We start from the raw sequence: 22009 nt of genomic DNA, 5'->3' as shown, positions 1-22009 counted from the left end.
CGGTGCCCTCGGGAATGTCCCGGAGGGCGTACCGCGTCACATGATCGGGTCGGGCTCCCTCGCCAGGTCCGCGGCGCCCACGAGTCCGGCCTTGTTGCCCAGTTGCGCGGCGATGACGTCGGCGACCGGCCGCCAGTTGCCGCCCACGAGCCAGCGCTTGTAGGACTTGCGGATCGGGTCGAGGACCAGTTCGCCCTCGTCGGAGAGGCCGCCGCCGACGATGAACGCGGACGGGTCGAACAGCGAGGCCAGATCGGCGAGGCCGGCCCCGGCCCAGCGGGCGAGCTCCCGGTAGGAGTCGACGGCGACCGGGTCGCCCTGCCGGGCGGCCATGGAGATGTGCTTGCCCTCGATGCCGTCGGGGGTGCCGTCGCCCAGGCCGAGCAGGATCTCGGCGTTCTCCGGGGTGGCGTTGGCGCGCTGCTTGGCGTAGCGCACGAGGGCGCGGCCGGAGGCGTACTGCTCCCAGCAGCCCTGCGAGCCGCAGCCGCACAGCAGGCCGTCCGGCACCATACGGATGTGGCCGAACTCGGCGGCCACGCCGAAGTGCCCGCGGCGCAGCTTGTTGCCGATGATGATGCCGCCGCCGAGGCCGGTGCCCAGCGTGATGCAGATGACGTTGCGGTGGCCCTTGCCCGCGCCGAACTTGTACTCGCCCCAGGCGGCCGCGTTGGCGTCGTTCTCCACGACGACGGGGAGGCCGACTCGGGCCTCGACCTTCTCCTTCAGCGGCTCGTTGCGCCAGTCGATGTTCGGCGCGAAGTACACCTCCGAACGCTGGCGGTTGACGTATCCGGCCGCACCGATGCCCACGCCGACGATCTCGTGCCCGGCGCGCGCGCCCTCCACCGCGGAGGCGATGGCGTCCACGATGCCCTCGGGCGTGCCCGGGGTCGGCACCTTGTGGGTCGAGAGGATGTTGCCTTCCTCGTCGACCACGCCGGCCGCGATCTTCGTGCCGCCGATGTCGACGCCGATGGTGAGTCCCATGAATCCCTCAGTTTCGGTCGAGCCCCGCTACGGCCAACCGTACCCGAGGCCCCTGCCCTCCAGTCCGCGTCGTCCGCTCGGCGGACGGGGCCGGGAATCCAGGGGGTGTCTCGGCCCGGGCGGGCGGGTCAGTCGAGGTCGATGCGCTCGCCGGGACCGGTGTCGTCGCCCCGGTCGCGGCCGTCGCGCGGGGCCTTGTCGGCGTCGTCCCCGGCGGTCCAGCGCCGTTCCTGGTGCTGGACGGCCGAGCGGTAGGCGGCGAGCAGTTCGCCGCCGGCGGCGGCGAGATGGTCGAAGACGTCGGGGTTGCGCTCGATGACCGGTTCGACGGCGGCCTTGGCCTGCTCGACGACCTGCTTGACCACCTGCTGGGCGGCGGGTCCGGCGACCGCGCCGAGCAGCGGGGACTGCAGGGTGGAGAGCCGGTCGGCGACGGCGTCGACGAACTTGCGCAGCTCCTCGGCGGCCGAGCCGGGCGGCATCCCGTTCTGGGCCCGGCGGCGGGCCTTCTCCTCGGCGAGGTCCTCGGCGCACGCCGTCGCCCAGGCGTCGGCGTCGGCCGTCCGTACCTCGTCCACGGGCTCGTGCCCGTCCGCCTCGGACGGGGGGAGCTCTTCGCTCATGACGGACTCCTGACTACGGCTCGTCCCTACGACGTTACCCGAACGGAGGTATCCGCTTCACCGGGCGCGGGGCCACAGGCCGGGGTCCGGCGCGAACCGGATCCGCAGCTCGCCGTCGCGCAGTGCGGCCCCGTCCACGGTGCACCGCCGCAGCACGGAGGGCAGCGGCACGATCCGTCGGAACTGCCCGGCCTCGAGGACGAGTTCGTCGCCGCGCCGGATCAGGTCGAGTTCGTCGCGGTGGGCGCCGGGCAGGGGGATGTGCCAGACCAGGACGCCGTCGTCGGCGAGCCGGTCGGTGACGGGCCACTCGACGGTGGAGGACGTCCCGTTGACGACGGGGACCGCGAGGGCGGCGAGGTCGTCGGTGCCGCGCGGGTCGTGCCCCAGGTGGGCGACGTCCCGTACGTCGTGGGCGCCGCTCCATTCGTCGGTCACCTTGCGCTGGTGGGCGACGGGCCCGGCGAGCCAGCTGCCCGGTCCGGCCTCCGCCTCGGGCAGGAGACGGTTGGCGATCAGCACGTCGGGGCGCAGCCCGCGCAGGGCGAGGCCGAGCCCGGCGTCGCGCACGGCGTCGGCGCCGCCCGGGCCGGGTTCGGCGACGAGCCGTACGACGGTGTCACGGTCGGCGACGACGGCCTCGACGGCGGCGAGCTCGAGGTCCCAGCGGGCGGCGGTCTCGTACAGCCACTCCGCGGGCATGGGGACGCCGGCCAGCCGGCCGAGGACGGGGCGCAGGGCGCGGGCCGCCTGGCGTTCCGGCGGGAGCAGGCGGCGCAGATAGCGGCGCAGCTCCTCGGGCAGGGAGAGCAGGGCGAGGGCGTGCGGGGTGGCGGGCAGGTCGACGACGAGGAGGTCGTGGGCCTCGGCGAGCGCGGCGTCCCGCAGGGCCCGCAGCAGGGCGAGCTCCTCCGCGCCGGGCAGCGGGGTGACCTCCTCCGGGTCGAGCCGGGAGGCGCCGAGGAGGTCGAGGGCGCCGGTGGCCCGCTCCTGGAAGGCGGCGAGGTCGTCGCGGAAGCCGGTCGCGGCGTCGGGGCGCCAGGCGGTCAGCCGGGGCGCGGCCTCGACGGGGGCCGCCCCGGTGCGCACACCGAGTGCCGCGCCGAGGGTGTCGGTGCGGTCGGCACTCAGCACGAGCGTGCGGGCGCCGTCGGCGGCCGCCGCGAGCGCGGTGGCCGCCGCGACGGTCGTACGGCCGCTGCCGCCCGGGCCGGTGATCAGGATGGTGCGCATAGGGGTGAACCGTAACGGACGGCACGGTCCCGCCCCGGCGCGGTGCTCCCGGTGGGGGCGGAGCTACTCGGTGGACTCCACGCGGCTACTTGGTGGACTCCACGCGCTTCTTCAGACCGGCGAGGGCGCGGTCGATGATGACCTTCTCGGCCTTGCGCTTGATCATCCCGAGCATCGGGATCTTGACGTCCACGGTGAGCACGTAGGTGACCTCGGTGGCGCCGGCGCCGGCCGGCTTGAGGAGGTAGGAGCCGTCCAGGGAGCGGAGCATCTGGGACTTCACCAGCGTCCAGGAGACCTCGTGCTCGCCGGTCCAGGTGTACGCCAGCACCTGGTCGTCCTTGATCGCCCCGGCGTCCATGACGAGGCGGACCTGCTCGGCGCGGCCCTGGCCGTCGGTCGCGAGGACCTCCGCCTCCTTCACCTCGCCGGTCCAGTCGGGATAGCGGGCGAAGTCGGAGATGACCCCCATGACATCGCCCGGTGCCGCCTCGATCGTGATGCTCGAGCTGGTGTGTTCCGCCATCGCCGTGGCTCCTCCAGAAGCGGCCGGTGAGAATTCGTGGTGCGCACGCGTGCGCAGCGTGAAGGCTACCGCGCGCCGGGTCGGGTGGATCCACCCCCACCTGGGCGATCGCCCGGAAAGCGCCCGGGGGGCCTGATTCCGCTCACCATTCGAGTGCCCAGGGCTTCCCGGACCGTGCGAAGTGCCCGACGTTCACGCATTCGGTGGCGCCGATCCGCATCCGGCGGGCGAGGGGCTGGTGGACGTGCCCGAAGAGCGAGTAGCGGGGCCGGGTGCGGCGGATCGCCTCCAGCAGCGCCCGGCTGCCGCGCTCGAAGCGCCGCGCGACGGTGTCGTAGACGAGTTCCGGCACCTCCGGCGGGATGTGGGTGCACAGCACGTCGACCTCGCCGACGGCCTCGATCTTCGCGGCGTACTCCTCGTCGCTGATCTCGTAGGGCGTGCGCATCGGGGTGCGCAGGCCGCCGCCGACGAATCCGAAGGTCCAGCCGCCGATCTCGGCCCGCTGCCCGTCGAGGACGGTGACGCCGGGGCCGGCGTACTCCGGCCACAGGGGCGGGATGTCGACGTTGCCGTAGGTGGCGTACGTCGGTGTCGGCAGGACCGAGAACATCTCGCGGTACTGCTTGCGGACCGCCTTCTCGATCACGGCGGCCCGGTCCTCGCCGATCCCGGCCCACAGCCGCGTCCCGAGCTCGCGGGCCTCGTCGAAGCGCCGGGCGGTGCGCAGTTCGACGATCCGGTCGGCGTTCTCGACGCCGAAGAGGTCGGGGAAGATGCCGCGCGAGTGGTCGGCGTAGTCCAGGAACAGCACCAGGTCGCCGAGGCAGATGAGGGCGTCGGCGCCGTCGCCGGCGCGGGCGAGGTCACGGGCGTTGCCGTGCACGTCGCTGACCACATGAACGCGGGTGCCGCGGGTGCCGTTGTTTCCCGTCGGTGTCGGTGCCATGGCGATCAAGGGTAGGCGCCATGGGGCAGACGTGAACAGTGGCGGCCGAACCGATGGTTACTGGCCAGTTGTCCGAACGCTCGACTACTGTGCGCGCAGAAACACCAATCCGTGTGACGCAGCGAACATCTCGCCGGGACCCCCTGTCGGAGACGCCATACCGGCGGGTAACGTCCGGTCGGTCCAGTCGTGCTCTGGATTTCAACATGTGAATCCATGAGCACCTGCCCGAGCCTTGGACCGATCGGTCGCATCACACAACGTCGTGGCGCCGGCGCCCTATGAGGAGCAGCAGTCTTGCGCGAGTTCAGCCTTCCGGCTTTGTACGAGGTCCCTGCGGACGGCAATCTCACCGACATCGTCCGCAGAAACGCCGCGCAGCACCCCGACGTGGCCGTCATCGCCCGCAAGGTCGGCGGTGCCTGGCAGGACGTCTCGGCGACCGCCTTCCTCGCGGAGGTGCGCGCGGCCGCCAAGGGCCTGATCGCCGCCGGCGTCGAGCCGGGCGACCGGGTCGGCCTGATGTCCCGCACCCGTTACGAGTGGACCCTGCTCGACTTCGCGATCTGGTCCGCGGGCGCGGTCACCGTGCCGGTGTACGAGACCAGCTCGCCGGAGCAGGTGCAGTGGATCCTCGGTGACTCGGGCGCCACCGCCGTCGTCACGGAGCTGGACGCCCACACCGCCGCCGTCGAGTCGGTGCGCGACCGGCTGCCCGCCCTGAAGCACGTCTGGCAGATCGACGCCGGCGGCGTCGACGAGCTGGGCCGGCTCGGGCAGGACGTCGCCGACGCCACCGTCGAGGAGCGCAGCTCCCTGGCGAAGGCCGACGACCCGGCGACCATCGTCTACACCTCGGGCACCACGGGCCGCCCCAAGGGCTGTGTGCTCACCCACCGCAGCTTCTTCGCCGAGTGCGGCAACATCGTGGAGCGGCTGCGGCCCCTGTTCCGCACCGGCGAGTGTTCGGTCCTGCTGTTCCTGCCGCTCGCCCATGTCTTCGGGCGTCTGGTGCAGATCGCGCCGATGATGGCGCCGATCAAGCTGGGCACCGTCCCGGACATCAAGAACCTCACCGACGAGCTGGCCTCGTTCCGCCCGACGCTGATCCTGGGCGTCCCCCGGGTCTTCGAGAAGGTCTACAACTCGGCACGCGCCAAGGCGCAGGCCGACGGCAAGGGCAAGATCTTCGACAAGGCCGCGGACACGGCGATCGCGTACAGCCGGGCGCTGGACACTCCGTCCGGCCCGTCCGTCGGTCTGAAGATCAAGCACAAGGTCTTCGACAAGCTGGTCTTCGGCAAGCTGCGCGCGGTCCTCGGCGGCCGGGGCGAGTACGCCATCTCCGGCGGCGCACCGCTGGGCGAGCGGCTCGGGCACTTCTTCCGCGGCATCGGCTTCACCGTCCTGGAGGGCTACGGCCTGACGGAGTCGTGCGCGGCGACCGCGTTCAACCCCTGGGACCGGCAGAAGATCGGCACGGTCGGCCAGCCGCTGCCGGGTTCCGTGGTGCGCATCGCGGACGACGGCGAGGTGCTGCTGCACGGCGAGCACCTGTTCAAGGAGTACTGGAACAACCCGGGCGCCACCGAGGAGGCGCTGGCCGACGGCTGGTTCCACACCGGTGACATCGGCACCCTCGACGAGGACGGCTACCTCCGGATCACCGGCCGCAAGAAGGAGATCATCGTCACCGCCGGCGGCAAGAACGTCGCCCCGGCCGTGATCGAGGACCGTATCCGGGCGCACGCGCTCGTCGCGGAGTGCATGGTCGTCGGCGACGGTCGGCCGTTCGTGGGCGCGCTGGTCACCATCGACGACGAGTTCCTCGGGCGCTGGTGCGCCGACCACGGCAAGCCGGCCGGTTCCACGGCGGTGTCGCTGCGCGAGGACGCCGATCTGCTCGCCGCGGTCCAGTCGGCGATCGACGACGGCAACGCCGCGGTGTCGAAGGCGGAGTCGGTGCGCAAGTTCCGCATCCTGCCCGCCCAGTTCACCGAGGAGTCGGGCCATCTGACGCCGTCGCTGAAGCTCAAGCGGAACGTGGTGGCGAAGGACTTCGCCGACGAGATCGAGGCGATCTACCAGAAGTAAGCACTCCACCAGAGGCGAGCAAGGGCGCGGTGTCCCCCTCGGGGGCCCGCGCCCTCGTGCGTGCGGCGACCGACCGGGACGCTCAGAGCAGGGCTTCGAGCCGCTCGGCCAGCAGGTCCCAGCGCCACTTCTCCTCGACCCACTCCCGGCCCCGCTCCCCCATCCGGGCCCGCAGCTCGGGGTCCCCCAGCAGCGTGACGATGCGGTCGGCCGCGTCCTCCGGGGAGCCGCCGCGCACGACCCAGCCGGTCTCCCCGTCCAGGACGGCGTCCGGCGCCCCGCCGGAGTCACCGGCCACGACCGGCAGCCCGGTCGCCGACGCCTCCAGGTAGACGATGCCGAGCCCCTCGACGTCGAGCCCGCCCCGGCGGGTGCGGCACGGCATGGCGAAGACGTCGCCGGCGCCGTAGTGGGCGGGCAGCTCCGACCACGGCACCGCCCCGGTGAAGCGGACCGAGCCGGCGACACCGGTCTCCCTGGCCAGCCGGCGCAGATCCTGCTCGTAGGGCCCGCCGCCGACGATCAGCAGCACGGTGTCCGGCTCGGCGGCCAGGACGCGGGGCAGCGCGCGGATCAGGGTGTCCTGCCCCTTGCGCCGGACCAGCCGGCTCACACACACCACGACGGGCCGGTCCGTCAGCCCGAGCCGCGCCCGGACCTCGTCGCCGCCCGAGCCGGGGTGGAACGTCTTCTCGTCGACACCCGGCGGCAGCTGCGTCATCCGCGCGGCCGCCTCCGGCGACAGGGCGCGGGCGATCCGCGAGCGGGTGTACTCGCCGAGGTAGGTGAGCGTGTCCGTGCTCTCCCCGATCCGGCCCAGCAGCTGCCGGGCGGCGGGCAGCTGCGCCCAGCCCGCCTCATGCCCGTGGGTCGTGGCCACGAGCCGCTCGGCGCCGGCGCTGCGCAGCGCCGGCGCCATCAGGCCGAGCGGCGCCGCCGCCCCGAACCACACCGACGTACAGCCGTGCTCGCGCAGCAGACCCACCGCCCGCCGGGTCGCGCCAGGCGTCGGCAGCAGCATCGTCGTCCGGTCCCGTACGACCGTGAAGGGCTGCTCGGCGTCGAAGGCGGCGGTGGCCTCGGCGCCCTCCCGCCCGCGCTTCCAGGTGGAGGCGTAGACGACGAGCCGCTCGGGGTCCAGGCGCAGCGCCATGTTGTGCAGGAACGCCTGGATGCCGCCGGGGCGGGGCGGGAAGTCGTTGGTCACGATCAGGGTCTTGTGCATCGCCGCCGACCTTATCGAAGCGTCCATCCGCGCCCGGGCCCGGCCGTGTATGTGGCCGGTGCCCCGCGGGACAGGACATCATGGTCCATTCGAGCCGGATATCGAACGGACGGGGTTGTGGTGGAGACGACGGGCACGCGGCGGTCCCTGGCGTGGCTGCTGGCCGTCTGGGGCCTGACCAGGACGGCCCTGCTGCTTTTCGTGTTCAAGGTGTACGTCTTCCCCGGCCCGGACGTCACCAGCGATGTGTCGGTGATCTACCACGACTGGTACGAGGTGCTGCGCGCCGGCACCTTCCCGCTGGACGACGTCACCTGGCAGTACCCGCCCGCCGCCGCCCTCGCCGTCCTCTCACCGGCGCTGGTCTTCTGGCTCGACTACACCTCGGCGTTCTTCGTCCTCGCCTTCTGCGCGGACCTCGTCGTCCTGCTGCTCCTGCTGTACGCCGGACTGCGCCCGGGCCGGCTCGTCCGCGGGGCCTGGGTGTGGGTGGTGGGCGTACCGCTGCTCGGACCGACGGTGTACGCGCGCTACGACGTGATGGTGACCGCCGTCGCCGTGGCCGCGCTGCTGGCCGGTGCCCGGCGCCCGGCCCTGATGGGCGCCCTGACGGCGTTCGGCGCGATGCTCAAGGTGTGGCCGGTGCTGCTGCTGGTGGCGGCCCGCCGGCGCGGGGCCTGGCTGTGGGCGGCGCTGACCGCGGGCGCCCTCGCGCTCGGGTTCGCCGTGGCCATGCCCGGCGCGTTCGCGTTCCTGACGTTCCAGCGCGACCGGGGCACCGAGGTCGAGTCGCTGGGCGGCCTCGTCCTCCATGTGGCCCGGCAGCACGGCTGGGACGGCCAGGTGCTGCTCAACTACGGCTCGGTGGAGTTCCTCGGCCCGTACGTCGACGCCGTCAGCAGGGGCGCCCTGGCGCTGAGCGCCCTCGCGTTCGGCTGGCTGCTGCTGTGGCGGCTGTGGGCGCGGCGGTTCGCCCCGCACACGCTCGCGGACGCGGCGTTCGTGGCGGTGCTGATGTTCACCACCACCAGCCGGGTGATCAGCCCGCAGTATCTGGTGTGGCTGGTCGGCCTGGCCGCCGTCTGCCTGTGCTTCCGGGGCAGCCCGATGCGGCTGCCGGCCGGCCTGGTGCTCGCCGCGTGTCTGGCGACGGTGCTGGAGTTCCCGGTGTGGTTCGCGCACGTCGTGGCGAGCGACGCGCTCGGGGTCACCCTGCTGTTCGTCCGCAACGGCCTGCTGGTCGCCGCCACCGTGCTGGCGGCCCGCGCGCTGTGGCGCTCCACCACCGGGCGTCCCGAGCCTCTGCCCGTGCCGCCGCCCGCGGAACGCGCCCGCGAGACGTCCCTGCCCTCCTGAAACGCCGGATCAGCCGAACTCGGTACGCAGATACGCCCGCCACCGCTCGGTGAACCGCTCCGTCGAGGTGCCGAGCACCTTCTCCAGGGCGTCCGCCACCGCGCCCTCGCGCCCGTCGTGCGCGCCGACGGCCCGGTAGAACGCGGCGAGCCGGGTCTCGCCCCACTGCCCGGCGATCATCCGGCAGGCCATCCAGCCGCCCTCGTACGCCCGCGCCAGGCGCCCGGACTCGCCGGTGAAGCCGAAGTCCGCGTCGGCCGGTAGCGCGGCCGGCACCCGTCCCTCGCGGACCGCGCGGGCCAGTTCGGGCGCGGCCTCGTCCGGGGTGCGGGAGCCGCCCCGGTAGCCGACCCAGTCGGCGTAGCCCTCGGAGAGCCACAGCGGGGTGGCCCGGGTGGTGTGGGCGCGGGTGGCCACATGGGTCGTCTCGTGGGTGAGGACGACCTGCCGGCCGAGGTCGCCGAGGACGCCGTACGCGTCCGGGTTGACGATGATCCGGTCCGCGGGGGCCTTCGCCGGGGCGTCGGTCTCGCCGGTGGTGACGGCGGCGATCCCCCGGTACGAGGACTCGGGCGAGCCCAGCAGGGCCGCCATGCCGGTCAGCGACTTCGGTACGAGGACGACGACGTGCCCGGACCAGTCGCCGTCCCAGGCCCCTGACACGGCGGGCACCGCGCGGTCGGCGAGCCCCGCGAACGCGCGCAGGTCGTTCTCGGAGCGGCCGACGCCGAGGACGAGGCTGTGGTCGCCGCGGACGGCCTCGACCCGGCCCTGGTCCCACAGCTGCTCGGCGGCGCCCTCGGCGGGCCGCTCGGTCCGCACGGACCAGTCGCCGTCGGCGTCCCGGGCGAGGCCGAGGGTGCGCTTCGCGGTGACGGGCGCCCGGTCGTAGCCCTGGACGCGGTAGCGCAGTTCGGCCTCGGCCACCGCCTGGTCGCCGTCCCGCCGCAGCCCGGTGACCCGGTAGGACCACTCGGCGAGGGGCACCTCGCGCAGCCGTGACGCCCAGTCGGCCGCCCCCGTGCGCGGGGACGCCGTCCGGTCGTGGCCGAGCAGGGCCTCGGCACGGCGGTCGAGGAGCTGCTGCACCGCGGTACGGGTGCCGTCGGCGCCGGGCTCCCCGCCGCAGCCGACGAGCCCGGCGAGCAGCAGACAGAGCGCGACGACGACCCGTGTTCCCGGCACCCGCCTGCGACCAGCCATTTCCCGATCGTACGGCGGGGCGGGCGCGGAGGTCAGACCCTGGTGACGGTCGCCCCGGGGATCATGCCCACCGGGTCGTAGCGCACCGGCGCCCCCGGGTAGGGCGCGTGGATCACCTGGCCGTTGCCCATGTACATCCCGACATGGCTGGCGTCGGAGCGGTAGGTGACGATGTCGCCGGGCCGGGCCTCGGAGAGCGGGACCTGCCGCCCGGCGTAGCGCTGGCCCTGCGAGGTGCGCGGCAGGGCGACACCGGCCTGCGCGTACGACCACTGGATCAGGCCCGAACAGTCGAAGCCGGACGGCCCGTTGGCGCCCCACACATACGGCCGGCCGAGCGCGGACTGGGCGGCGGCGACGGCGGCCGCCGCGCGGCCCGACGCGGGCAGGGCACCGCCGAGGCCGAGGAGTTCGTCTCGGCCCGAGCGGGAGGCCCGGTCGTAGGCGGCGCGGTCGGCGGCCGTCAGGGAGTTGAGGAGCCGGCGCGCCTCGGTGAGCTTCTGCTCGACGGTCCGCTTGTGCGTGGCGACGACCTGACGGCTCTTGTCGAGCTCCGCGAGTTTCCCGGCCGCCTCGGCCCGCTCCTGGGCGAGGTGGCGCATGGCGTCCTGGAGGTCCTTGAGCTCGCCCGCGTGGTGGGCGCTGATCCGGGCGAGGGTCGCGGCCCGGTCGAGGTAGTCGGCCGGGTCGTCGGAGAGCAGCAGGGCGAGCGACGGGTCGATGCCGCCCGAGCGGTACTGGGCGCCGGCCAGCGAACCGAGCGCGTCCCGCTGGGAGTTGATGTCCTGCTGTTGCCGGGCGATGCGGTCCTGGGCGCTTCTGACCTCGGTGCGCAGCTTCTCGGCGCGTTCCTCGGCCCGGTTGTACGCCTCGGTGGCCTTCTCGGCCTCCGTGTAGAGGCGGTCCACCTCGGCCCGGGTGTCGTCGTGCGGCGCGGCGACGGCCGCCGGTACGGCACCGAGGGCGGCGGCCGCGGCCGACAGGACGCACAGCGCTGCGCCGGCGCCCCGGTCGAACCCGGGTGATTCAAGGCGACGATGGGACCCCACGGGAAGCCGCGCTCCTTCCGCTGGCGGACAACGACTGCTCCCCCGGCGTCGGGGGAAACGCGGCAGACAGTAGCTCCGTGGCGGGGCGGCGACCAACGGCCGCGGCGGGCACACACCGTGACGCCCCGCCTCTGACGCAGGTCATCGGCGGGGCGCGGGGTCAGTCGGCGGTGCCGCAATTCGCCCGATCGGGCGGCACGCGGCGTTGATCTTGGGTGGTGCTCCGGGTCAGATCCGGACGCCGAACTGGAACGGCATGTTGTTGATCGACTCGTAGCGCACGACCGTGCCGGAGCGCGGGGCGTGCAGGACCTGGCCGTTGCCGGCGTAGAAGCCGACGTGGTGCAGGTCGCCGTAGAAGATGACCAGGTCGCCGACCTTGAGCTGGGACTGGCTGTAGATCCTGGTGCCGTAGTTGGCCTGCGCCTGCGAGGTGCGCGGGATGCCGACGCCGGCCTGGGCGAAGGCCCAGGAGGTCAGGCCCGAGCAGTCGAAGGAGGACGGGCCGGAGGCGCCGTAGACGTAGGGCGAGCCGATCTTGCTCTGGGCGGCCTGGAAGGCGGCCATGGCGCGGCCCGTGCCGGGGGCGGTGTTGCCGAGGTCGACGCGGTCCGAGGCGGAGCGGCTGGCGCGGGCGTCCTCGGCGGCGAGGGCGGCCTTCTCGGCGGCGCTGAGGCTGTTGAGCAGCTTCTGCGCCTCGCCCAGCTTGGCCTGGACCTCCTTCTTCTTCTTGCCCAGCTCGGTGCGGGTGGAGGAGAGGTCCTTGAGCTTGTCGGCGGCCTCGGCGCGCTGCTGCGCCAGCTCGCGCTGCTTCTCCTGGATCTTCTTCAGCGACTCGACCTGCTGAGCGCTCAGCTGGTCCATCGCGGAGGCCTTGTCCAGGTAGTCGTCCGGGTCGGCCGACAGGAACAGCTGGACGGAGGAGTCGATGCTGCCGGTGCGGTACTGCGCGGCGGCGGCGAGACCCATGGCGTCGCGGAGCTCGTTCAGGTCGTCCTGGCCCCGGGCGACGTTGTCCTGGATCGTGGAGATCTCCTTCTGGAGCTTCTCCTGCTTCTCCTTGGCGCCGTTGTACTTCTCGGTGGCCTGCTCGGCCTGCTCGTAGAGGGCGTCGACCTTGGCCTTGACCTCGTCCTTGCTCGGCTTCTCGCTGGGTGCCGCGTTGGCCGCCTGAGAACTGATGGCCACGGCGGCGGCTGCCGCGGTGGTGAGCACGGTCACACGTGCACGGCTCGGCTGCTTGGGTCGACGGTGGGACGCCACGGAGGTGAACTCCTTCTTCTGAGTGATCACCCGCTCGGAGGTTCGAGGCCAGACCCTAGTGACCCTCTTGTGATCAGATCAAATCCTCACCCGAAAAATCTCGCCCCAGCCGTCATTCTTTACACACAACTCACAGGTCGTCACCCAGGCTTGACGCTGCGTTGCGCGCGAGGGGCGCCAATTCGGGCATTGCGCCTGTACGTTGGCGCTTCAGGACAGGCGCTTGAGAAGTACCGCAGATGCCACGGGGCGCGCTCCGGCGCGTGCGACCCCGTCCGCCACCTCGCGGTCCGTCGAGGCGACGATGACGGGCCGGCCGGGCGGCTCGGCGCGCACGAGCTGACGGATCAGCTCGTCGGCCGTCACCCCCGGCTTGGAGAAGAGCACCCGCACCCCGCGCGGCGGCGCCAGCAGCACCGGCGCGGCCAGTTCCGCCCCGTCGAAGACACAGGTCACCTCGGCGCCGGTCTGCGCGGCGAGCTGCGAGAGCTGGCCGAGGAGCCGCAGGCGCTGCTTCTCCAGCGGCATCTGCGGATAGCCGGTCTTGGTGACGTTGTAGCCGTCGACCACCAAGTGCGCCTGGGGCAGGGCGAGAAGCTGGTCCAGGATGGCCGGGTCGTGCTCGGACAGCGCGCGGGCGGCGATGTCCTTCGGGGTCATCCGGCCCGGCTCGACGGCGTCCACGGTCTCGGCGGGCCGCACCGACACCGGCGGCAGCGCCAGTTCGCGGCGCAGCCCCTGCGTGGCGTCCAGCAGGGTGTCCAGGAGCAGCCGTACGCGCATGTCCTCCACGCTGCGCCCCTCGCGGGCCGCCCGGCGCGTGGCCTCCAGCGCCGCCTCGGCCTCCGCGAGCCGCGCCTTGAGCCGCCGCGTCTCGCTCTCGGCAGCCGACACCTGGGTCGTCCCCTCGGCGCGTACGGCCTCCATCTCGGCGTGGGCCTTGCGCAGGGCCGCCTCGCCGCGCTTGACGTCGCTGAGGGCCGAGCGCAGCTTGCGGTGCAGGGACTCGGCCTCCTTGCGGGAGGCGTCCAGCTCGGCGCGCAGCCGCTCGGTCTCGTGCCGGGTGTGCTCGCGGGCCTGCGTCAGCTCCTCGCGCAGCCGCTCCAGCTCGGCGCGGCTCTCCTCGCCGGCCCGCTCGGCGTCGGCCCGCTGGGCCTCCTCGCCGGCCGCGGTGACGAGCTTGACCCAGCCCGCGGGCCGCAGCACATAGGCCGCGGCCGCCACGTCGAGCGGGTCCGCGGCCGCCGGCGCCGAACCGGAGTCGAGGGCGCCGGTGAGCTCCGGCTGGGCCTCTCTGAGCTTCTCCCCGATGCGCTGACGGAACAGCGGATCGGTCTCCAGGGCGGCCGCCATCGCGTTCCCGGCGAACTTCGCCCTGCGGTTCGGCGCGAATCTGGCGTACTGCCGCAGCTGCGCGGGCAGTTCGCCCACGGTCAGCCCGCCGAACCCGTCGGACACGATCTGCACGACCCTGCGGCGCACCCCGTCGGGCAGCGGACGGTCGAGCACCTCAGCGGTGCCGTCGTCCGGCTCCCCGCCTTGTGTCTCCACCATCCGTCACCCCAATACGTGTGCGGTGCCGCTCCCGTCAGGAGCCGGCGCCCGGCCTGTCCACGAGCTCCACCTTGTCCACGGCGTTGCACCAGCGGCAGCGCACCGACTCGATCGTCTCACTGAGCACCTCGCGCTCCTCGACCTTCGGCTCGCCGGCCAGATCGAGGTGGACGTACTCCACGACCTTGGACGAACGGGTCACGTCGAAGCGGGTGAGGTTGCCGCAGAGGGTGCAGCGCCACCGGGTCGTCTCAGTGGGCAGGGGAACCGTCATCGTGACCGCGCTCTTTCCTTCTAGGCCTTCTATTGTCCGCGACGCCCGGGCGTGCCGGTGCGTGTGGCTCGTAACCCTACGGCCTGGGGGGTACCCGCCGCCCGTCCGTCCACGGCGGCGAGGCGGTCTGCGCGCGTGCGTCCCGTTACGTCATGCTCTGTACTCATGATCCGCACCTGGCGCCCGGCGCGCTCCCCGGCCCGGACCGGCTCCGCGGCCCGCAGACCGTCGGCTCCGGTGACGCACACGCTGATCGCCCTGTGCGTCGCGCTCTTCCTGGCGGGCCCCGCGGCCGGGCTCAATCCGGCCTTCGGCTCCGGGGAGGAGCTGCTCGCCGCGCAGCGGGCCTACTTCCACCGCTGGGGCGTGGTGCCCGCGGAGCTCTTCGCGGGCTCCCCACGGGCGGCGCTGACCCCGTTCACGGCCCTCTTCGTGCACGGCAGCTGGGTCCACCTGCTGGGCAACATGCTCTTCCTCTACGTCTTCGGCGCGATGACGGAGGAGCGGATGGGCCGGACCCGGTTCACGCTGTTCTGCCTGGGCTGCGGGTATCTGGCCCTGCTGGGCTACGCCGCCGCGAACGACGACTCGGGCCGGCCCCTGGTCGGCGCGTCCGGGGCGATCTCGGCGGTCCTCGGCGCGTTCCTGTTCCTGTTCCCCACGGCCCGGGTGACCAGCCTGCTGCCGTTCCTGCTCTTCCTGCCGCTGCGCTTCCCCGCCTGGGTGGTGCTCCCCTTCTGGGTGGCCGTCCAGTGGGTCGCGGCACGGCAGGCCGGACCGGGCCCGGGGGTGGCGTACCTGGCCCACCTGGTGGGCTTCGGCCTGGGCTTCGGCTACGCGTGGGCGTGCTTCGGGCGGCGCACTAGAGTGAAACCCACCCGAGCTCCGGCCCCTGAGGGAGAGAACCAGCCGTGATCACCGCGATCGTCCTCATCAAGACCAGCGTGGACCGGATCCCCGAGATCGCCGAGCGGATCGCCTCGCTGGACAGCGTCAGCGAGGTCTTCTCGGTCACCGGGACCTACGACCTGATCGCCATGGTGCGGGTGAAGCGGCACGAGGACCTGGCCGAGGTCATCCCGGGCCGGATCAGCAAGATCCCCGGCGTCGAGGGCACCGACACGCACGTCGCCTTCCGCACGTACTCGCAGCACGACCTGGAGGCCGCGTTCGCCATCGGCCTGGACAGCTGAGCCGGGGTGTCCCGGCGGCGTCCGCGCGCCGCCGGGCACGGCCCGCTCAGGCCGAGGTGTCGGGCACGCAACGGCCGTTCTCGGTGCGGTAGTTCCACCGGGCGCCGTCCGTCACCAGCTCCTTCACGGCCGTCACGAACCGCTCGACGTGCTCGTCCGGCGTCCCGGCGCCGAAGCTGACCCGGATCGCGTTGAGGGACTTCTCGCCGGGCGCCGCCTCCGGGGCGCCGCACTCCCCCTGCGTCTGCGGGTCGCTGCCCAGCAGGGTCCGCACCAGCGGATGGGCGCAGAACAGCCCGTCGCGGACGCCGATGCCGTACTCGGCGGACAGGGCGGCGGCGAAGTGGGAGCTGTTCCAGCCCTCGACGACGAAGGAGATGACGCCCACGCGCGGGGCGTCGTCCCCGAAGAGGGACAGCACCCGGACCTCGGGCACGTCGGCGAGGCCGGTGCGCACCTTCTCGATCAGGTGCCGCTCCCGGGCGACCAGGCTGTCGAACCCGGCCTCGGTGAGCGCCTTGCAGGCGGAGGCGACGGCGTAGGCGCCGATGACGTTCGGGGAGCCGGCCTCGTGGCGGGCGGCGCTGTCGTGCCACTCGACGTCCACTCCCCCGTCCTCGCGCCGGGTCACCGACCGGCTGGCGCCGCCGCCCGCCAGGTACGGCTCGGCCGCCCGCAGCCAGTCCGCGCGGCCCGCGAGGACACCGGTGCCGAACGGGGCGTACAGCTTGTGCCCGGAGAAGGCGACCCAGTCGACGTCCAGGTCGCGCACGCTCACCGGGTGGTGCGGGGCGAGCTGCGCCGCGTCGAGCACGATCCGGGCGCCGTGCGCGTGCGCGGCCGCCGCCAGCTCCCGTACGGGCCACAGCTCGCCGGTGACGTTGGAGGCGCCGGTGACACAGACCAGGGCCGGGCCGTAGGGGTCGCGGTCCGCCAGGGCGTGCTCCAGGGTGCGTACGGCCTCGCCGGGGGTGCGGGGCGCGTCGAGGTAGGTGACGCGGGCGTCCCGCCAGGGCAGCAGGGAGGCGTGGTGCTCGGTCTCGAAGACGAAGACCTCGCAGCCGGCCGGGAGCGCCCCGGCGAGCAGGTTGAGCGAGTCGGTGGTGGAGCGTGTGAAGACGACCTGGTCGTCCTCGCGGCAGCCGAGGAACTCGGCCACGGTGCGGCGGGCGTTCTCGAACAGGTCGGTGGAGAGCTGCGAGAGGTACCCGGCGCCCCGGTGGACGCTGCCGTAGTACGGCGCGTAGGCGGCCACGTCGTCCCAGACGCGCTGGAGGGCGGGGGCGCTCGCGGCGTAGTCGAGGGCCGCGTAGGCGACCTCGCCGCCGGTGACGAGCGGGACGGTGACATCGGCACCCAGAACGGGCAGCGGGGCACAAATGTCCTGGACGGAGGCAGCGGTGGAGACGGACATGGCGGAACTCCCGTGAGAGGAAGGGGGAAGTGAAGAAGGGTGTGCGGAGGCGGGGCTCGGCGGCCCTATCGCATTCGCTTGCTCACGGAAGACTCCTCGACGACCAGGATCCCTGGAATCGTGAGGGATCCGCGCTTGCCGCAGACCTCGCTGCCTGCGGCCTGGTCTTCACCCGGGGCACCCCGCCACGGACGGAGGGTTGCCGGACAGTCGGCCGGGGCCTCATGACTGTCACTCATGACCTGGTACGGAAACGTACCGAGATGATCGTCGTCCCGCAACCCATGTCCGGATCGCGGGACGACGAGGTGTCTGTCAGGCGTTGCTGGCGGCCACCCACCGCTCCAGCGTCCGCTTGGCCGCGCCCGAGTCGATGGACTCGGCGGCCTTCGCCATGCCGAGCCGGATCTGCTCGGCGAGCGGGGCGTCCGTGGGCTCCAACGCGACCAGCGCGGCGGCCGAGTTGAGCAGGACGGCGTCCCGCACCGGGCCCGTCTCGCCGTCCAGCAGCCGCCGGGCGACCTCCGCGTTGTAGGAGGCGTCGGCGCCGCGCAGGGCCTCCACCGGCACCAGTTCGAGGCCGACGTCCCGCGGGTCGAAGCCCTCCTCGCGGACCGTGCCGTCACGGACGACCCACACCCGGGAGGTGGCCGTCGTCGTCAGCTCGTCGAGGCCGTCGTCGCCCCGGAACACCAGCGCCGACGAGCCCCGCTCGGCGAGGACGCCGGCCATCAGCCCGGCCATCCGTGTGTCGAAGCAGCCGATGGCCGAGGCGCTGACCCGGGCCGGGTTGGTGAGCGGGCCGAGCAGGTTGAACGAGGTCGGGATGCCGAGGTCCCGGCGCACCCCGCCGACGAATCGCATCGAGGGGTGGAACTTGGCGGCGAAGCAGAACGTGATCCCGGCCTCGTCCACGACCCGCGCCACCCCTTCGGGGGACAGGTCCAGGTTGATCCCGAGCTTCTCCAGCACGTCGGAGGAGCCGCTCGCCGAGGAGGAGGCGCGGTTGCCGTGCTTGACGACCTTGGCGCCGGTCCCGGCGATCACGACGGCCGACATGGTGGAGATGTTGACCGTCTTGGCCCGGTCGCCGCCGGTGCCGACGATGTCCACGGCGGGCCCCGGGATGTGCAGGGGCTGGGCGTGGGCGTACATCGCCTCGACCAGGCCGTTGATCTCCTCGACGGTCTCGCCCTTGGCGCGCAGGGCGACCATGAACCCGGCGATCTGCGCGTCGGACGCCTCGCCGCTCATGAACCGGTCCATCGCCCAGGCGGTGTCGGCGGCGCTCAGGTCCCGGCCGGCCAGCAGGGCGCTCAGCACCTCGGGCCAGGAACGGCCCGCCGCGGTGTCGCCTCCAGCGGGGGTCACAGCGCTCATAAGCCGCTCCAGGGTCAGGTGTCCCGCACTTCGGGACATCGGTCTCAACGAGGTCCACCCTATCCAGGCGCCGGACACGGAGAAGGGCCCCGTCCGAAGACCGGACGGGACCCTTCTGCCGTGTGTGGCGGTGCAGCGATCAGTGGTGGCCGTGGCCGCTCGTGATCTCCTTGTACTCGTCGACGGTCGGCTTGGGGATCTGGCCGTCCGGGCCGTAGTACGACTTGCTGAGCTTGGCGCGCAGCTTCTCGGACGCCTTCACCTTGCGCTCGACGCCGTTCTCGTCGACCGTCGGGCCGATCTCGGCCGGCTTGTACTGCTCGTGCGCGGTGAGCGTGTACATCGCGTCCTGGCTGAGCGGCTCGTGGATCTCGATGAACTCACCGTGCGGCAGGCGCTTGATGATGCCCGACTCGCGGCCGTGCAGCACCTTGTCCTTGTCCCGGCGCTGCAGGCCGAGGCAGATCCGCTTGGTGATGATGAACGCGAGGACCGGTCCGACGAAGAAGCTGATCCGGACGAACCAGGTGACCGCGTTGATCGACAGGTGGAAGTGGGTGGCCCACAGGTCGTTGCCACCGCCGACCAGACCGATCATGTACACCGTGATCCAGGCGACGCCGAACGCGGTACGCGTCGGGGCGTTGCGCGGGCGGTCCAGGATGTGGTGCTCGCGCTTGTCGCCGGTGACCCAGGACTCGATGAACGGGTAGACCGCGATCGCCGCGAGGACCACGCCGAACAGCACCAGCGGGATGAACACGCCGAGGACCAGCGTGTGACCCCACAGGTTGATCTCCCAGCCCGGCATGTACCGGACCAGACCCTCGGCGAAGCCCATGTACCAGTCGGGCTGGGCGCCGGTGGAGACCATGTCCGGACGGTAGGGGCCGATGGCCCAGACCGGGTTGATCTGCGCGATCGCCGCGATGACCGCGATGACACCGAAGACCAGGAAGAAGAAGCCTCCGGCCTTGGCCATGTAGACCGGCAGCAGCGGCATGCCGACGACGTTCTTGTTGGTCTTTCCGGGACCCGCGAACTGCGTGTGCTTGTGGTAGAAGACCAGGATCAGGTGGCCGACGACCAGGCCGAGCATGATGCCCGGCAGCAGCAGGATGTGGATCGAGTAGAACCGGGCCACGAAGTCGACGCCCGGGAACTCGCCGCCGAAGAGGAAGAACGAGATGTACGTGCCGACGATCGGCATGGACAGGATCGCGCCCTCGGTGAAGCGGACACCGGTGCCGGAGAGCAGGTCGTCCGGGAGCGAGTAGCCGGTGAAACCGGTGAACATGCCCAGGACGAACAGCAGGAAGCCGAACAGCCAGTTGATCTCACGCGGCTTGCGGAACGCGCCCGTGAAGAACACGCGCATCATGTGCACGAACATGCCGGCGAGGAAGATCAGCGCCGCCCAGTGGTGGATCTGCCGGATGAGCAGACCGCCACGGACGTCGAAGGAGATGTGCAGCGTGGAGCTGAACGCCTCCGACATCAGCTGGCCCTGCAGCGGGACGTAGCTGCCGTGGTACTCCACCTCGTTCATCGACGGGTGGAAGAACAGCGTCAGATACACACCCGTGAGGATGATGATGATGAAGCTGTAGAGGCAGACCTCACCCAGCATGAACGACCAGTGGTCGGGGAAGATCTTGCGCATGTTGGCCTTGGCCAGGGAGTAGATCCCCAGGCGGCCGTCGGCCCAGTCGGCGACGCGCTCGCCGGCCGGCGCCTTCCCGCGAGAGCGGGACTCGGTGGTCTCTGAAGTGCTCATCCGCGCTCCCAGAATGCAGGACCGACGGGCTCCGTGAAGTCGCCGAGCGCCTCGAGGTAGCCCTCGTCGTTCACACCGATGCGCAGCTGCGGCAGGGGGTGACCGGCCGGGCCGAAGATGACCTTGGCGCCGTCGGAGAGGTCGAAGGTGGACTGGTGGCAGGGGCAGAGCGCGTGGTGCGTCTGCTGCTCGTACAGGGAGATCGGGCAGCCGACGTGGGTGCAGATCTTCGAGTACGCGACGATGCCCTGGTAGGACCAGTCGAGTTCCTGCTTGTCCTTGATGTCGTCCGGCTGGAGCCGGATGATCATCAGGGCAGCCTTGGCGATCTCGTTCTGGAACTCGTGGTCGTGCTCCTCCAGGCCCTCGGGCTTGGCGAAGGTCAGCGAACCGACCGCGACGTCCTCGGGACGCAGCGGCTCGTTCGTGTTCATGTTGACGAGCAGCTTGCCCTTGGACCACAGCGTGTGGCGCAGCTTGGTGCCGGGCAGCGGGCCGAGGTCGCGCAGCAGGACGACGCCGGAGAGCGGGAACAGGGCCAGCGCGCCGAACATCGTGTTGCGGATCAGCTTGCGGCGGCCCAGCGCCGACTCCTTGGCGCCCTGCCGGAAGTCGGCCATGACCTTGGCCTTGACGTCGGGGTCGGCGGCGATCGGGTGCCGCTCGTCCGCCACCTCCACGTCGGACATCAGGGTGCGGGCCCAGTGGACCGCGCCCGCGCCGATGCAGAACAGCGCCGCGCCGAGGGTCAGGCCCAGCGCGAAGTTCAGCGCGTTGAGGTGACCGATCGGGAAGACGAAGACCGACTTGTCGTGCGGGATCGCCACGTAGGAGGCGATGAAGCCGACGGTGGCCAGCATGGAGAGCGTGAACAGCAGGGCGACGGTGCGCTCGGACCGCTTGGCGGCCCGCTCGTCGACGTCCTGGATGCGGTGCTCGTGCGGGGGCAGCCCGGGGTCGGCGAACGGGTGCTTCTCGTCCGCCACCGCGACGTGGGCGCCCTGCTCAGCGGGCAGCTTCTCTTCTGGGATGTCTTGGCTACTCATGACTTCCTGGCCTTTGCGGTCCGAGCTGCGACCCAGATGGCGATCGCGATCAGGGCACCGAGGCCGAAGATCCAGGCGAAGAGGCCCTCGCTGACCGGCCCGAGGCCGCCCAGCTCCAGACCGCCCGGGTTCTCCGTCTCGTCACTGTTGACCGCGTGCAGGTACGCGATGATGTCCTTCTTGTTCTGCTCCGACATCACGGTGTCGGGGAAGGACGGCATGTTCTGCGGGCCCGTCTGCATGGCCTCGTAGATGTGCTTGGGCTCGACGCCCTCCAGGCTCGGGGCGTACTTGCCCTTCGTCAGGGCGCCGCCCTTGCCGGTGAAGTTGTGGCACTGGGCGCAGTTGTTGCGGAAGAGCTCACCGCCCTTGGCGATGTCCGCGCCCTCGGGGTCGTACTGGTCCTTCGTCGGGACGGAGGGACCGGCACCCAGCGAGGCGACGAACGCCGCGAGCTGGTCGATCTCGGCCTGCGAGTAGATGTTCTTCTTCCGCGGGACCTGGGCGGCCTGGGAGGTGGCGGCCGGCATGCGGCCCGTCGAGACCTGGAAGTCCACGGCGGCGGCGCCGACGCCGACCAGGCTCGGACCGTCGGAGGTGCCCTGACCATCGGTTCCGTGGCAGCTGGCGCAGCCGACGGTGTAGAGCTTCTTGCCCTCCTCGATGGTGAGGGACTGGGCGGATTCCTCGGCCTGCGCCTTGTCCGCGGGCGCGAACACGGCGTACAGCCCCCCCGTGCACGCCAGCGCGAGGAGTAGGACGACGACTGCCGCCAGCGGATGGCGTCGTCGTGCGGAGAGCTTTTTCACGGATTACCCCGGTGTCAGGATCTTCTGCGTCGATGCTTCTGGTAGGTGCGT

General features: G+C 72.0%; 20 protein-coding genes and 1 riboswitch. Of the genes, 4 read left to right on the top strand and 16 right to left on the bottom strand.

The genetic code is table 11. The features are described 5' to 3' along the window. Window positions 1-36: 36 nt before the first annotated feature. The 5 genes from KBY32_RS25210 to KBY32_RS25190 form a co-directional block, all read right to left on the bottom strand. The gene (locus tag KBY32_RS25210) at window positions 37-990 is read right to left on the bottom strand and encodes an ROK family glucokinase (RefSeq protein ID WP_055624534.1); all 954 of its coding nucleotides are present in this window, start codon (window positions 988-990) and stop codon (window positions 37-39) included. Between the two features lie 128 nt (window positions 991-1118). Then, the gene (locus KBY32_RS25205) at window positions 1119-1613 is read right to left on the bottom strand and encodes a DUF5304 domain-containing protein (protein ID WP_210981753.1); all 495 of its coding nucleotides are present in this window, start codon (window positions 1611-1613) and stop codon (window positions 1119-1121) included. A gap of 57 nt (window positions 1614-1670) precedes the next feature. Then, entirely contained in the window at window positions 1671-2846 is a 1176-nt protein-coding gene (locus tag KBY32_RS25200; protein ID WP_210981752.1) for an ArsA family ATPase, read from the bottom strand. Between the two features lie 85 nt (window positions 2847-2931). Beyond that, entirely contained in the window at window positions 2932-3372 is a 441-nt protein-coding gene (locus tag KBY32_RS25195) for an SRPBCC family protein (RefSeq protein WP_210981751.1), read from the bottom strand. Between the two features lie 142 nt (window positions 3373-3514). Beyond that, the gene (locus KBY32_RS25190) at window positions 3515-4321 is read right to left on the bottom strand and encodes a metallophosphoesterase (RefSeq protein ID WP_210981750.1); all 807 of its coding nucleotides are present in this window, start codon (window positions 4319-4321) and stop codon (window positions 3515-3517) included. 297 nt (window positions 4322-4618) lie between these two features. Between KBY32_RS25190 and KBY32_RS25185 the strand changes: the two genes are divergently transcribed. Continuing rightward, window positions 4619-6415: a long-chain fatty acid--CoA ligase gene (locus tag KBY32_RS25185; RefSeq protein ID WP_055624529.1), complete on the top strand. Its 1797-nt coding sequence runs from the start codon at window positions 4619-4621 to the stop codon at window positions 6413-6415. Between the two features lie 82 nt (window positions 6416-6497). Here the strand turns inward: KBY32_RS25185 and KBY32_RS25180 are convergent, their stop codons facing one another. Next, window positions 6498-7640 carry a glycosyltransferase family 4 protein gene (locus KBY32_RS25180; protein ID WP_210981749.1) on the bottom strand — a complete coding sequence of 381 codons (1143 nt, stop codon included), beginning with the start codon at window positions 7638-7640 and terminating at the stop codon, window positions 6498-6500. Window positions 7641-7760: 120 nt separating this feature from the next. Here KBY32_RS25180 and KBY32_RS25175 point away from each other — a divergent pair, with 120 nt between their 5' ends. Continuing rightward, the gene (locus KBY32_RS25175) at window positions 7761-8996 is read left to right on the top strand and encodes a glycosyltransferase 87 family protein (RefSeq protein WP_115509232.1); all 1236 of its coding nucleotides are present in this window, start codon (window positions 7761-7763) and stop codon (window positions 8994-8996) included. A gap of 9 nt (window positions 8997-9005) precedes the next feature. On the opposite strand, the gene KBY32_RS25170 is transcribed toward KBY32_RS25175, so the two are convergent. The 5 genes from KBY32_RS25170 to KBY32_RS25150 form a co-directional block, all read right to left on the bottom strand. Then, window positions 9006-10199 carry a hypothetical protein gene (locus tag KBY32_RS25170; RefSeq protein ID WP_210981748.1) on the bottom strand — a complete coding sequence of 398 codons (1194 nt, stop codon included), beginning with the start codon at window positions 10197-10199 and terminating at the stop codon, window positions 9006-9008. Between the two features lie 32 nt (window positions 10200-10231). Further along, complete coding sequence (locus KBY32_RS25165) at window positions 10232-11248, bottom strand: NlpC/P60 family protein (protein ID WP_210981747.1); 1017 nt, start codon at window positions 11246-11248, stop codon at window positions 10232-10234. A 228-nt stretch (window positions 11249-11476) separates the two neighbouring features. Beyond that, window positions 11477-12511 carry an NlpC/P60 family protein gene (locus tag KBY32_RS25160; protein ID WP_210981746.1) on the bottom strand — a complete coding sequence of 345 codons (1035 nt, stop codon included), beginning with the start codon at window positions 12509-12511 and terminating at the stop codon, window positions 11477-11479. A 210-nt stretch (window positions 12512-12721) separates the two neighbouring features. Continuing rightward, window positions 12722-14065, bottom strand: a complete 1344-nt coding sequence (locus KBY32_RS25155) for an NYN domain-containing protein (RefSeq protein ID WP_210981745.1) — start codon at window positions 14063-14065, stop codon at window positions 12722-12724. A gap of 34 nt (window positions 14066-14099) precedes the next feature. Then, the gene (locus tag KBY32_RS25150; RefSeq protein ID WP_055624524.1) at window positions 14100-14339 is read right to left on the bottom strand and encodes a hypothetical protein; all 240 of its coding nucleotides are present in this window, start codon (window positions 14337-14339) and stop codon (window positions 14100-14102) included. A gap of 165 nt (window positions 14340-14504) precedes the next feature. Between KBY32_RS25150 and KBY32_RS25145 the strand changes: the two genes are divergently transcribed. Both KBY32_RS25145 and KBY32_RS25140 read left to right on the top strand, forming a co-directional pair. Beyond that, window positions 14505-15254, top strand: a complete 750-nt coding sequence (locus tag KBY32_RS25145; RefSeq protein WP_210981744.1) for a rhomboid family intramembrane serine protease — start codon at window positions 14505-14507, stop codon at window positions 15252-15254. Continuing rightward, a complete protein-coding gene (locus tag KBY32_RS25140) occupies window positions 15251-15532 on the top strand; it encodes an Lrp/AsnC family transcriptional regulator (protein ID WP_062674842.1) in 282 nt (93 codons plus the stop codon). The genes KBY32_RS25145 and KBY32_RS25140 overlap by 4 nt, the downstream gene beginning before the upstream one ends. A 46-nt stretch (window positions 15533-15578) precedes the next feature. Here KBY32_RS25140 and KBY32_RS25135 read toward each other — a convergent pair whose 3' ends face one another. The 5 genes from KBY32_RS25135 to KBY32_RS25115 form a co-directional block, all read right to left on the bottom strand. After that, a complete protein-coding gene (locus tag KBY32_RS25135) occupies window positions 15579-16946 on the bottom strand; it encodes an aminotransferase class V-fold PLP-dependent enzyme (RefSeq protein WP_210981743.1) in 1368 nt (455 codons plus the stop codon). A 126-nt stretch (window positions 16947-17072) separates the two neighbouring features. Continuing rightward, window positions 17073-17189, bottom strand: a riboswitch (SAM riboswitch). A gap of 72 nt (window positions 17190-17261) precedes the next feature. Continuing rightward, window positions 17262-18326, bottom strand: coding sequence for an anthranilate phosphoribosyltransferase (gene trpD / locus KBY32_RS25130; RefSeq protein WP_055624520.1), 1065 nt, complete (start codon window positions 18324-18326; stop codon window positions 17262-17264). Between the two features lie 139 nt (window positions 18327-18465). Beyond that, the gene (locus KBY32_RS25125) at window positions 18466-20103 is read right to left on the bottom strand and encodes a cytochrome bc complex cytochrome b subunit (protein ID WP_055624519.1); all 1638 of its coding nucleotides are present in this window, start codon (window positions 20101-20103) and stop codon (window positions 18466-18468) included. Then, a complete protein-coding gene (locus KBY32_RS25120) occupies window positions 20100-21149 on the bottom strand; it encodes a ubiquinol-cytochrome c reductase iron-sulfur subunit (RefSeq protein WP_055624518.1) in 1050 nt (349 codons plus the stop codon). Before KBY32_RS25120 ends, KBY32_RS25125 begins: the two co-directional genes overlap by 4 nt. Then, window positions 21146-21958 carry a c-type cytochrome gene (locus tag KBY32_RS25115; protein WP_055624517.1) on the bottom strand — a complete coding sequence of 271 codons (813 nt, stop codon included), beginning with the start codon at window positions 21956-21958 and terminating at the stop codon, window positions 21146-21148. Before KBY32_RS25115 ends, KBY32_RS25120 begins: the two co-directional genes overlap by 4 nt. Between the last annotated feature and the right edge of the window lie 51 nt (window positions 21959-22009).

It is taken from the genome of Streptomyces sp. RK62 (assembly GCF_018070255.1).
In the GTDB taxonomy this organism is placed as follows: Bacteria; Actinomycetota; Actinomycetes; order Streptomycetales; family Streptomycetaceae; genus Streptomyces; species Streptomyces nigra.
This window is presented reverse-complemented; position numbering and strand designations above follow the sequence as displayed.